This is a genomic window from Paenibacillus graminis (genome assembly GCF_000758705.1).
Lineage (GTDB): Bacteria > Bacillota > Bacilli > Paenibacillales > Paenibacillaceae > Paenibacillus_AQ > Paenibacillus_AQ graminis.
The window spans coordinates 243,249-256,163 of record NZ_CP009287.1; the positions used below are offsets into that span (position 1 = coordinate 243,249).

Here is a 12,915-nt window from a genome sequence, read left to right on the forward strand (position 1 = left end):
TTTTATTCATCAGGGGTAACTTCAATTTGATCTGCAACAAACTCATTTAGGGCTTCGTCATATTTATACGTTACATGAACAGTGCACACATAGTCAGGAAGCACGCCATTAATTGGTTTAACAAATCCGCCTATGTTAACTGTTAGTTTCTGATCCTTTAAATTATTTAAAATTATATCACCAAAGTAAAGTTTGTTTTCAAATTTATCATCCGGCTTATGTGCCAGCGCTAGCTCGCTGACATTCTTGCTGAATTTGTATTCTTTCCCTTGAGCTTTAGCTTTAATTAGAAGCTCATTACCATTTTGTTTGACTTCAGTTTCTAAATTTGCAACAATTCCATCAACATTTTGCACCTTTATTTCTGAAAGGTTTTCTCCGTTTAATACATGAGCTTCATTAGTATCTAAATTAGTACCATGTCCGGTAACAAGAATGATGACCGCTTCTTCTTTACCATCCCCTGTAAGATCAACATAAGATATCCTGGGTCCAGTTACTCCTCTTAGTATTTTCCAATTAAATTTTTTTTGGCTGCCGTTAATGTCTACAATTACTCCATCTTTTGTTTCATAGAGTTTTATTTGTTCCTTCTCGGAAGATGCAATCAATTTCGCATCCGTATCTTGCACCGACTGTGTTATTACTTGTTTACTGGGAGACTCACCCGAACCTTGCGTAACCGCTGCGGGCTTATCTGATCCACATCCTGAAAGTAAAACAACACTTAACAACATCACTGTACCAAGCTCTTTTTTCAATACATAATCCCCTTTCATCTACCCAGAAGAAATTATATCAAAGCAAATAAACTGATGAATGACATAATATTAACATTATTTACGAATAAAGTTAATATTATGTTATCTAATCGCAAACAGCAAAACGCCCAAATGAAGCCCCATTTACCTGAACCCTTCATCACGTGCTTAAACCATAAAACGGTTGACACCAGAAAACGAAAAAAAGGTGCTCCCCGACAATCCAGGAGCGCCTATCTCATCCTCAGTTATATATAATTGAGCGTTCTTCCACGACTTAGGAATATTGGGGAATAAGAGTCTTTTAATTCAGTTCGTCTTTAAGACGGGCTACTATACTTAACTTTCAGTGAGCAGCCTTACCACCCTCCAGAGCGGCGCCAAGGAATCTTGTAGAAAAGAAGGAGATTTGTAGAGTTAATGTAGAGGTCTGTCGGCTACTATTAGGAACTAAGAGAATATTATACACAAACCGGCTGCATCCGTTTAGCACGATTTGGTGAACGGCTGTATCTGAAGGGGGGAATTACGGGGATAGGAAGGCAGTAATGAGGCTTCGAAGTGTCGGCTGATCAAATAAAAGTATATTTATATGAGGAGTACAGAAAAAGATGACAACATCAAAGAAACGGAACAAAAAATGGTCCCGCAGTCTCGCAACCTCTTTATCATTTGCATTGGTTGCCGTTAACTTTGCAACACCCGGCCCAATGGCCCATGCGGCAATTGGAAATGACGGATCGGAACAGATTTTCACATCGGACAAGTATCGGGGTTTCACCAAGGATGGCGGAGCTGTAAACTTAACCTTCCCGGAACTCTTTATCACCGGGGATACCAGTGAAATGATGACGGGTGCCACTGTTGTGATTAACGGATATAAGACGGGTGATCTGATTACGTTCGTAGCGTCCGGTACAGGAATTGCCGTTAACTCCAGCAAAGGAAACGGCGTTTATATATTAACGGGCAACGCAAGCATTGAAGCCTATCAGACTCTATTGGAAAACGCCAAATTCACGATGACGTCACCTGGGGAGCGCAGCATAACCTTTGGCCTTGGCCCCGTTCTCGCTTTCAATAAAAATGGCCATTTCTATGAATATGTAACGGATACCGGCATCAAATGGCCGGAAGCCCGGGCGAATGCCGAGCTGCGGACCTACTATGGACGCCAAGGGTATCTGGCGACGATTACTGATCCCGAAGAAAACGCTTTTATTGCCGAAAAGGCTCAGGGGATAGGCTGGATTGGCGGTAAAGACGTGGATCGGGCTGAAGACGCAAACGGTAAGGCTACCATACGTGTTTCCACCTTGCAGAACAGCGGTATTGGCTATGGCGATTGGCGTTGGGTAACAGGACCGGAAGGTAAACTGCAGTACGGCAGCCAATTCGGGCTCCCCTTCTACAAGGGGTATATTGCTCAAGGCGGCATTAATGATGCTGCTACGGTCACTAATGCAACTTACGGTCTCGGCAGTAATAAGACCATGCACAATAACTGGGATGCGGGAGAGCCCAATGACTATACTTACGAGCACGTGATGCATATCTTTGCGAACGGCAAGTGGAACGATTATGCAGCCGACAACAAGGTGGATGCTTATCTCGTTGAATACGGCGGCATGGAAGGCGACGCAGCCACCAGTATCAACACCACTATAACGCTGGTGGACAACACACTGTTGAAGCAGGATGCCGATACAGCGCAGGGCTATCTTGACACTGCTCCGCCGGTCTATACGAAGGAGTCTCTGGCGGTTCTGAAAGCAACAACGGATGCAGCCAAAGCCGTCCTTGAAGGCGAGCATGCCTCCCCTGAAGAGATTGCGGCGGCCCGCAAGAGTCTTGCGGATGCGGTTGACGGACTGGTCAAACAGCCGCCAATAGCTAATAGCGCCAGCTACACAGAGGGAACGAACAATCAGGTATCGGTTGTTTTTGACAAACCGGTCAAGTTCAATAAAAACGATGCAGATTCTACGGATGACTTCCGAGTTACACTGGACGGTAAATTGGTTGATGTTGCGCATGCTGTAGTATCGGATACAGATCCACGGGTCATTATTCTGACCTTGGCCAGCCCGTTGTCCAATGACCCTGTGGTTAGAATCGAATATGATTCCCGACAATCGGCAATAGAGGCACAGGACCCCGAAGAAGCGCCGGTTACGGATTTTACGCTTATCGCAAACGGGCCATTCGGTGATTCTTTGCAGATTCAAGAGCCTGCCTCCGGTACAGAGGTGGATGGAGCCGATTTCCCGGTGCCCGTATCTGGACAGGCTGCGCTGGGTTCAACCGTAACGGCTAGCGTCTATAATGTAGATGCTCATCCCGATGCCTATCTGTTCGACCTTGAGGTGGGAATTACCGTAACCGATGATGTCTATAAATGGGATACCAAGCTGCCGGGTCCGCTTGCCCCGGGTTCATACCACGTCGCGGTAACTTCAACCAAAATGTTCGGAGACGAAATAAGAACGGAAACCAAGCTGGTGCCGTTTACCGTCCCGCAGCTTCAATTGACTCATGTAGCAGTAGACGACGAGAACCCGGCTCAGACAGTTCTGACATTCAATCAGAACATTGGCTCTGTGCTTAACGAAGCTGATTTCGCCGGACTCAAGATCGATGGCCGGAAAGTGGTCGCTGTCAAATCTATACAGGGTAACAAAGCTGAAGTCGTTCTGGAGGAAGCACTAGGTCCGGACGATGCGTTAACCGTAGAGTACGAACCTGCTGCCGGTAGTGTTACGGCTGAAGGAAACATCCTGAATGAGCTGCGGCCGGTCCATGCCGGCAATCAGGCAGGCATAACAAAGGAAAATGATATTATTCCGCTCCAGCTCATTGCCGCTTACCCTGAAGAGGGCAAGCTCAAGCTGGTATTCAACAAGCCCATCAACGACTTAACTGTTCTGTCCGGATTCACTTACGGCGGAGTGCCGCTTAAGGAACCTTTTGAGATTCATGGCAATGAACTTATTGTTTCAATCCCGGCTGATCATAAGGGCGGCCTATTGAGCTACGATCCTAAACTCGGCAATGTCACCGAGAATGGCAATGTGAATAACCCGCTTACGGGACTTCAGCCGGGAATTGATCTTGGCGATGATTCCACATATATCGCAGACGAAGGCAAGCTGCCGGCGAACGGTCTGGGATTGGCTGTTGGGGACAAGGCGGTTCCGCTGACTCCAGGCTTCCAACCGGATGTGCCAAGCGGCTATAAGGCGTCCGTGCCTAACGAAACGGATAGCATTGCCTTGAACCTCGCCCCGACAGGAAATGATAACACGCTGGTAAAAGTAAGCCTGAACGGAGTGGAAGTTCCTGGCGGAGACTGGAGCAAGCTTCCGCTGCAGGAAGGGCTGAATATCATTCAAGTGGATATTGTCGATGCGAAACATCCGGGCGTTAAGCTGGGACAATATCAGATTCAGGTAACTCGCGCAAGAGGAGTTTCACAGGAGCCTTCCAGCGGCGGGGGCAACGTCCCTGCACCTGACAAGTCCAACACCGAAGTCATTCAGGTGGATGTGGCGATCGGTGGAGCAAATGCGGTTGGCATCACTAAAGTGCCGGTTCAGCGGACAACCCGCAGTGATGGAACGCTTACGGATCTGGTCCGCTTTACCAGGGATAAGGCAGAGGAAGCGGTAAAGAAAGCGAAAGAGACGGGACAAAACATCGCCCGAGTGGTCATCCCGGATGCCGCAGACAAAGTCAGCGAAGTAAATGTCCAAATTCCCGCAGAGACAGCCAAATTGCTTAAAGAGAGCGGTATCGTGCTTGAAATATATACAGAGAATGCCATTGTCCGCATTCCGAACGCCTCTCTGGACGGAATCGGGAAGGACTTCTATTTCCGGCTTGTGCCGGTAAGAAGTGCAGCGGAGCGGAACGAAATCGAAAAGAGAGCCACGCTCGAAGCCGTTGTCCGCGAAGTGGCGAAAGACAATAGAATTGAAGTGGTCGCCAGACCGATGACCATCGAAACGAACTTGTCCAGCCGGGCGGTGACCCTGATCCTGCCGCTGAGAGATGTGAAGCTGCCGGCGAATGAAGCGCAGCGCAATGCGTTCCTGGCGCAGCTGGGCATTTTCATCGAGCATACCGATGGCCAGAAAGAAGTCGTAAAAGGAAAAGCGGTCACCTACAAAGAGGGATTGCTGGGGTTGGAATTCTCCTTAACGAAGTTCAGCACCTTTACAATCATCAATTTCAATAATCAGGCTGCCGCTTCACATGGGTCTTACATTATCGGATTTCCGGACGGCGAATTCAAGCCGGACGAACAAGTAACGCGTGCACAAATGGCGCTAATGATCGCCAGAAATCTGGGGTACGATGCCAATGCGGCTGTAAGCAGTCTTCCTTTCGGGGATGTGGCTGTACGGCATTATGCCGCTGGAGCCATTGCTTTTGTTAACGCGAAGGGTGTGATGAAGGGCGATCCGGACGGACAGTTCCGGGCGGCAACGCCGATTACGAGAGCGGAGATGGCAGCCGTCGCCGCCAATTACATGAAACTTGCAGTATCGGCAGACAGCAAGTCCAGCTTCAACGATACGACCGGACACTGGGCACAATCGGTGATCGAAGCGAACCTGACGGCCGGCCTACTCAAGGGATATCCTGACGGCAGCTTCAAACCGAATGCCTATCTAACCCGGGCTGAAGCTGTGGTAATGGTCAATCAGATGTTTGACCGCGGACCATTGTATGGAGCGGATGCCATCAAGTTCCCGGATGTTTCCGGCAGCCATTGGGCATACCGGGATATCCAGGAAGCTGTGAATGACCATCAGTACCGGATTGACAGTGAACAGAAGGAACAACTGGTCTCAGAATAAACCATGGGGGTTGCAGGAGAGGTTATTCTCCTTCAACCCCCAAATCATTACAAATTTAAAGTATAATGAAAATACGGTTGTACCGATTTACCCGTTGTGAAGGAGATTCCAATGAAAGCAATCCTGATTGACGATGAAGAATTGGCGTTGAAATATTTGGAGCACCAGCTGCTTATGCTCGGCGATTTTGAAATTGCCGGAAAATATACCGACCCGCTGCAGGGGAAACAAACAGTGGAAGAGACGGATATCGATATCGTATTTCTGGATATCCATATTCCCGAGCTGAACGGGATCGAGCTGGCTGAAATGCTGTTGGAACGCAAGCCTTGTCTGCAGGTTGTATTTGTAACGGCATATGATGAATATGCGATTAAAGCGTTTGAGCTCAATGCGCTCGATTATGTGCTAAAACCGGTTCACCTGGACCGCCTCAGACTTACGGTTCAGAGATTGAATTCCTACCGGAAGGCCGGCATGGCGGCTTCTTCAACGGCACAGTTCAAAAACTGGAAAATCCTAATGTTCGACGACTTCAGGATATACGAAGGAACGCAGGAGCATGCACCGCTTCAGTGGAGAACGGCGAAAGCGCAGGAAATCTTTTATTATCTTCTTCATCATCGCGGCAAAGTGGTCAGCAAAGCGACTTTAATCGAATTGCTTTGGGCCGATTTTGATTTGAACAGAGCCTATCCGCAGTTATATACCGCTGTTTATCATATCCGAAGAATGCTTGAGCCCTTTAGCAGAGACCGGATCCTTCTTCAAAACACAGCCGACGGCTATCTGCTGAAGCTGGAAGGGATCTATCTGGACGTCGACGAGTTTGACCGCTTTGTTAAGGCCGGCTTGGAGCTCTCAAAGGACACGGTGTCTGAATATGAACGCATTCTGAAATTGTTCAAAAGCGAATATCTGGAAGGGTATGATTATGTATGGGCAGAGCTTGAAAGGCAGAGATTCCAGCTGCAGTGGATCCGGCTGAAACAGAACCTGGTTCATTGGTATGTGGAGAGCGAAGAGCTGGAACAAGCGTTCAAGCACATTGAGCATGTTTGCACCCGCTATCCTTTAGAGGAACAGGCGCAGTTATTATATTTACAAATATGCGACCGGATGGGATTTCATTTTCTGGTGCAAAGGCAGTATGCGCTGCTGGAGGCGGTTATGGAAGCGGAGCTGTCCGAGAAGCCAAACCAGGAGATTGTGAAATGGTATAAGAATTGGGAAAAGAAGCGGCAAAAAGGATGAATCCGGGGATTCATCCTTTTTGGTATGGAATCTGAAAGCTGACCCGGGTTCCCTGCTCCAGCGAGCTTTGAATATCCAGACTCTTGCCGAACTGCTGCATCAATCGGCGGTTAATATTTATAAGGCCGATACCGCTGCGGCTGGAGGACCGGTTCGAATGGGTCAAAAGCTGGCTCAGATAATCCTTGTCCATTCCGTCGCCGTCGTCGACGATTGAAATGTCAACAATTTCGGATAACCTGCGGACGTTGACCGATACAGTTCCGCCCCGGTTTCGGCTCAAGAGCCCATGCTTAATGGAATTCTCAACCAGAGGCTGGATCGACAAGGGCGGAATGAGAATATCAATCCCGCTTTCGATATTCCACTCTACCGTTAACCGGCTGCCGAAACGTTCCTTTTCGATATAGACATAGGAACGGACGAGAGAGAGCTCATGCTCAAGGGGGACAAGAGGAGACGCATTCTTGAAATCAAAGCTTAGGCGCAGGTAGTTGCTGAATTCATCGAGCAGGGTCTGCATTTTATTGAAATCGATCATGCCTAATGCGGCAATGGAGTTCAAAGTGTTAAACAGGAAGTGAGGCTGAATTTGCGACTGCAGCCATGCGCTTTCCATTCGCAGACGGTCGTCGATGGAGGTCTTCAGCTGGGTCAATGCCTGCACCCGGGCCTTTAACTCCCAGGCATCTACAGGCTTTTTGACATAATCATTAGCTCCTACCCGGAATCCGGTTAAGATATCCTCTGTCCGGACTCTGGCCGTTAACAGCAGGATCGGCAGTTCCGAAAGATTGAACCGCTCGCGGATGAGCTCTGTCAGCTCGTAACCGGACATATGCGGCATCATGACATCCGTAATGACAAGATCGTACCGTTGCCGCTTGATTTCCGCGAGCGCCTGTTCCGGACTTGTAGCGGCATCGATCACATATCCTTCCGTTTCCAGCGTTTGGGTAAGCACATTCAGATTCACCGCATCGTCATCCACAATCAATATCCTGCACCCGGGTGCTGCAGATGCATAGGATAAGAAGGCCGTTTCAACAGGCATGTCCGCTGTGGCTGCAATCTTGTCCAAGGATACGGATAAATTCGTTATGGATAACGGATAGACCTCTTCTTCCACAGGGTTGCCTTCCGCTAATGGCAGCGTGAAACGGAAGAGGGTTCTTTCCCCCAAAGACGATTCCACAGTGATTGTTCCCCCATGAAGCTCCACTAATTGTTTGCAAATACTCAGCCCGAGTCCAAACCCGCCGCTGGCCCGCTTCAACTGGTTGTCCGCCTGCTCATAAGGATGGAAAATCTGGAGCAGCGCTTCGTCGGGAATTCCGATTCCGGTATCCTCCACCTGCACCTCTGCCATAAGCCCCTTTCTTACAGCGCGTACGGTGATGGCGCCTTTATCCGTAAATTTCACCGCATTATGCAGTAAATTGAACAGGATTTGGATCACCCGCTGTTCATCGGCCTGAACAGCAGGGAAGGCATCGTCAATGTCTGCCCGCAGCCGGATCGGTTTCCCATCCACCATGACCTTAATCATGTCCAGCACACCGGAGATGACCGACTGCAGCCGGACCGGCCTAAGCTCCAGCGGGATGGTCTGTTCCTTCAGACGGGTGATGTCGATCAGATCGTCCAGCATAAAGCTCATCCGGCTGCTGACTTTTTTAATGATTTCCACACGTTCCTGCTGCTTCGGATGAACCGGGTGGGTCTGATCATCCAGGATTACCTGCAGCATCGTTGAGATTCCCTGCAGCGGATTGCGCAGTTCATGCGACGTGTTGACCAGAAATTCATCCTTCCGTTTATCTTCAAGCTGGAGCTTCCCGGCCAGCAGCAACGACTGATCGATTGCGTGGAAGAACCGTTTGAACCAGAAGGCAGCAAAGGCAAGCAGGGCGAAAACCAGGTCAAACGGGTAATGAATGAGTTCATTCTCGGATGAAAAGTGCATAAATGCCGCCCACAGGATATTGACTCCTATGCCAATGCAGGCGAGCAGCAGGAAAATGACATCTTCTTTTTGCTGAATGGCTTTGCGGAGGGCGTGGCTGCCCAGAATGACCGAGGCGAGGCCGAGTACAAGCAGTAGTTTGGATGTAGTCTGAATATACGATGATGGGGCTATCAGAATAAACAGGGCATATAGGGTCCAGCAGACGGCTATAGCGGGCATGGTTGATTTAGGGACATGGGAAGGGAACAGGCTGCTGATCAATAGGCACATGAAGACATTGACACCGATATAGGTGAGATACACAATCTTTATCTCCCAGGCATCGCCCATATGGAACCATTGGAAGAGCAGCCTCTCATCGGAAATGAGTACGCTGAACAAGGTGAATATCATAAAAAAAGCGAAGTAGATCAAGCCTTTGCTGGAGCTCAGGAAATGCAGAACTATGCCGTAGAGGGCATTAATGAAAAGAATGACACAGAGCAGCAGCTGTAGTCCGGCCAGCAGGGAATTCCGTTGTTGAATGGCATCGGCCGTACCGAAGCGGATCGGTCTTTCAATACCCCCTTTGCCGGCATCATGGGACACCTCAATGACCAGATCCAGCGTGGCGCTTCCGGCAGGAATGGTTACGGTATAGGGAACGTTTTGCGCCCGATGCGTGCCGGGATCAGAGGACGGATGCCCGGAGGAGGCCAGCAATTGACCGTTCACATATACCGATGAGGCATTGCCTATTCTGGATATTTTCATGCCGAGGGTTTGCTTCGTCTCCGGATCGAGCCTGATCAGCAAGCGGTAAGTTCCATAATGGAATGCTGAGTCATCCTGCGGGAAGTATCCGTCCCATAAATCCGGCACGAATACCTTTTCCGCTGGGGCTGCCTTAACGATTCTATTATCGCTGCCCGAATCAGAAATCAGCAGAGCTGAGGGGTAGAAGGTCCATTCCCCCTTCAACTGCAGCGTTTGGTGCCCGGTAAAGCTGAAATTCCGCAAGTCCAATACGCCCTCTTGGGCGGCAGGAGCTTGCGGATAATCCATAGTCTTCAGGTAGTCCATCCATACCAAACGGACAGCGGTGATGAATAATATAAAAACAACGATAGCGATAAACGGCCTTTTTAGGATTCCCAGCATGTTTTTGACTTCAACCTTCGCCTTCTAGATGTGAAATGAACTGCAGTTGGGTCTATTATACTATTCAGCTGACCCAACAACTATAGAAGGCTGTAAAAAAGCATAAAATCCATTTGGCAGACAGCCCGGCTATGCCCGCCGGTTATTCAACCCTTGACAGCCGAACTCGCCACACCTTCAATGATGTATTTCTGTCCAATCAGGAAGACAATAATCATCGGAATAATTCCCGCGGTGGCAGCGGCCATCATGCCGTTGTAGTCCACGTTGTTCTCCAGAATGAAGTTTTGCAGACCCAGCGGTACGGTGAACAAGTCATGATCGATTAGGAAGACCAGGGCGTTCTCATAATCATTCCAGTGCCAGGAAAAGTCAATGATGGCCAGCGTAGCGATCGAGGGTTTGGCCATGGGCAGAATGATCCGGGAGAAGATCCGGAAGTGGCCGGCTCCGTCAATAAAGGCTGCCTCCGAAATCTCATAAGGCACAGAGAGAAAGAACTGCCGCATCATGAAGACCCCGAAGATGGTGAAAAACCCCGGCAGAATAAGCGCCCAGTGGGTGTTGTAGATGCCTGCCCAGTCGAACATGATGAATTTGGGCACGAACAGCACCTGAGGCGGTACCATCATCATGGACAGGTACACCATGAACATGGTATCCCGTCCTCTGAACTGGATTCGTGCGAAGCCGTAGGCGGCGAGTGAGGATAGTGTGACTGCACCAATGGTACTAAGCACTGCAACTTTAAGGGAATTTAAATAATAGAGCACGAAACTATTGTCTCCCGTCCATACCTTCACATGATGGCTCCAGTTGAAGTGAACGGGAATCCATTGAATGGGATATTGGAATACTTCGGACGGGGTCTTGAACGAGGTGCTGATCATCCAGAGGAACGGAACGATCATCACAATGCTCAGGAACAGCATTACAAGCGTGATAACACTTTTATTGAACACAGCTTTATTCATGGCCGCTCCTCCTTTAGTAGTGAACCCAGCGTTTTTGACCCAGCCATTGGACGACGGTGAAGATCATGATGATGACGAACAGCGCCCAGGACACGGCGGATGCATAGCCCATTTCGTAGTAGCGGAAGGCATTCTGGTAAATAAACAGGGACAATACGGTGGTGCTGTTCCCCGGTCCGCCCTGCGTGATCGCCTGAATAATCCCGAACTGCTTAATCGACATAATAAGTCCGGTAATCAGCAGCAGGAAGGTCGTGGGACTGACCAGGGGCCACAGGATGCTGCGGACGGTCTGCCAGGTGCGGGCCCCGTCGATTTTGGCCGCTTCCAGCAGTTCGCCGGATACCTCCTGCAGCGCAGCCAGATAGATGATCATATTGTAGCCGAGCATGAACCAGACCCAGATGATATCAATGGCATACATGGAAGATTCCATGGTAGACAGCCATCCGGGAGGGTGGGCAATGCCGATGGCCCGCAGGATGCCGTTGATAGGGCCGTTATTCGGCTGGAACAGGAGCATCCAGACAAAGGCAACGGCGACCCCGCTGGTAATGTAGGGCATGAAATACAGCGCCCGCAGCAGTTTTTTCAAATATACAGAACGGTTGAGAACTACTGCCACAATGAAGGCGAGTCCAATGGATACAGGTACGGACAACAGGAACATCAGGGTGTTCTTGATGGCAATATAGAATACTTCATCGCCCAGCATTCTTTGAATGTTGTCCAGGCCTACAAAATTTGTGTCGGGACTCATAAACTTGTAGTCTGTGAACATCAGATAAAAAGAATAGATGGCAGGTATAATAAAAAATAGAATCACGCCAATCATATTGGGCCCGATAAACAAATAGCCCAGATGCTGCTGCCGTTTCATCCAAGATGTTTTCACATCAGTTCACTCCTCTTCTTCATTTGCTTCTTCCTGTCAAGCATAACAAGCGGAATGAAAGCGGTTAAGGAACAAAACCTCCGACTTCATGCTACAGAAGTATACATTTGCGCCAGGCGGCTGCACGGCCCATTCGTAGTTTTGTTCTATTTTCTATGTGCACACCAAAACAGCGGCCTTCCTGTATGGAAAGCCGCTGTCTGTACAGCCGGGTGAAGTCAAGGCTCAGATGGTCATGGGTTCGGGTTTGCTTTTTTGATTCTGCCTGTACTGGCTTGGCGTTTGTGCGGTCAGGCGCTTGAATATTTTGATAAAATAATTATCGTTTACGAAGCCCACCCGGTTGCCAATCTCATATACGGGCAGGTCGGAATGGCACAGATACTGAATCGCCTGATTCACGCGCACCCGGTGCAGGTAATGGATTAGCGTTTGCCCGGTTTTCTTTTTGAACAAGGTGCTGACATAATTTTCACCCATCATGACATATTGGGACATCGATTTCACGGTAATATCCTCCGGGTAATGGACATGGATATACTGCAGAATTTTCTGAATCTCCGGATGGGAAGTGACTTCTTCATGGAGAAGCGGCTGCAGCCCTTTGGTGCTCCGCTCATCGGTTCCGGTTTTCTCCTGTACCGGGGCAGGACTACTGCCGCGCTTATCACCGTCCTTCAGCAGCTCATTGCTGATTTTGCGCAGCGTTTCCCGCAGCGAATTCACACTCATGGACAGCTTCAAAATGTAATTCGAAGCCCCGTATTCCATCGCCTGCCGGACATATTCAAAATCGCTCATGCAAGTGAGCATTACAAAACGGGAGCCATAGCCTTCTTCCCGGGTTCTTCTAAGCAGCTCAACGCCATCCATTTCAGGCATAATGATATCCGTAATTACCAGGTCGGGTACATCCCGCCGGATCATATCGAGGGCTTCTGCGCCGTTTCCTGCCTCTCCGCAAACCGTGAAACCGAGTTCTTCCCAGGCGATGATCTCCCGCACAGACTCCCGTACAAAAACTTCATCTTCAACCAGCAATACTTTCCACATGAATGAT

At 49.2% G+C, this 12,915-nt stretch carries 7 protein-coding genes; 2 read left to right on the forward strand and 5 right to left on the reverse strand.

Annotated elements, in window-relative coordinates; genetic code table 11:
- Positions 1-2: 2 nt before the first annotated feature.
- Positions 3-761 (reverse strand): hypothetical protein, encoded by a 759-nt coding sequence (locus PGRAT_RS01160; RefSeq protein WP_025708586.1) that lies wholly within the window; start codon positions 759-761, stop codon positions 3-5.
- 611 nt (positions 762-1,372) lie between these two features.
- On the opposite strand from PGRAT_RS01160, the gene PGRAT_RS31385 reads away from it, so the two are divergent.
- Together PGRAT_RS31385 and PGRAT_RS01170 are read left to right on the forward strand one after the other, a co-directional pair.
- On the forward strand, positions 1,373-5,623 hold the full coding sequence (locus PGRAT_RS31385) for an S-layer homology domain-containing protein (RefSeq protein WP_025708584.1): 4,251 nt from the start codon (positions 1,373-1,375) through the stop codon (positions 5,621-5,623).
- Between the two features lie 111 nt (positions 5,624-5,734).
- Positions 5,735-6,877 (forward strand): response regulator, encoded by a 1,143-nt coding sequence (locus PGRAT_RS01170; protein ID WP_025708582.1) that lies wholly within the window; start codon positions 5,735-5,737, stop codon positions 6,875-6,877.
- Positions 6,878-6,887: 10 nt separating this feature from the next.
- Here PGRAT_RS01170 and PGRAT_RS01175 read toward each other — a convergent pair whose 3' ends face one another.
- From PGRAT_RS01175 to PGRAT_RS01190, 4 genes are all read right to left on the reverse strand, one after another.
- On the reverse strand, positions 6,888-9,986 hold the full coding sequence (locus tag PGRAT_RS01175; protein WP_051424798.1) for a hybrid sensor histidine kinase/response regulator: 3,099 nt from the start codon (positions 9,984-9,986) through the stop codon (positions 6,888-6,890).
- A gap of 146 nt (positions 9,987-10,132) precedes the next feature.
- Positions 10,133-10,960: a carbohydrate ABC transporter permease gene (locus tag PGRAT_RS01180; protein ID WP_025708578.1), complete on the reverse strand. Its 828-nt coding sequence runs from the start codon at positions 10,958-10,960 to the stop codon at positions 10,133-10,135.
- A gap of 13 nt (positions 10,961-10,973) precedes the next feature.
- Positions 10,974-11,855, reverse strand: coding sequence for a carbohydrate ABC transporter permease (locus PGRAT_RS01185; protein ID WP_025708576.1), 882 nt, complete (start codon positions 11,853-11,855; stop codon positions 10,974-10,976).
- 225 nt (positions 11,856-12,080) lie between these two features.
- On the reverse strand, positions 12,081-12,908 hold the full coding sequence (locus PGRAT_RS01190; RefSeq protein WP_025708575.1) for a response regulator transcription factor: 828 nt from the start codon (positions 12,906-12,908) through the stop codon (positions 12,081-12,083).
- Between the last annotated feature and the right edge of the window lie 7 nt (positions 12,909-12,915).

What these genes read in the sequence shown, in the direction of transcription:
- PGRAT_RS31385 (WP_025708584.1), top strand. Translation starts at nt 1,373, where the DNA reads ATGACAACATCAAAGAAACGGAACAAAAAATGGTCCCGCAGTCTCGCA.
- PGRAT_RS01170 (WP_025708582.1), top strand. Translation starts at nt 5,735, where the DNA reads ATGAAAGCAATCCTGATTGACGATGAAGAATTGGCGTTGAAATATTTG.
- PGRAT_RS01175 (WP_051424798.1), bottom strand. Translation starts at nt 9,986, where the DNA reads ATGCTGGGAATCCTAAAAAGGCCGTTTATCGCTATCGTTGTTTTTATA.
- PGRAT_RS01180 (WP_025708578.1), bottom strand. Translation starts at nt 10,960, where the DNA reads ATGAATAAAGCTGTGTTCAATAAAAGTGTTATCACGCTTGTAATGCTG.
- PGRAT_RS01190 (WP_025708575.1), bottom strand. Translation starts at nt 12,908, where the DNA reads ATGTGGAAAGTATTGCTGGTTGAAGATGAAGTTTTTGTACGGGAGTCT.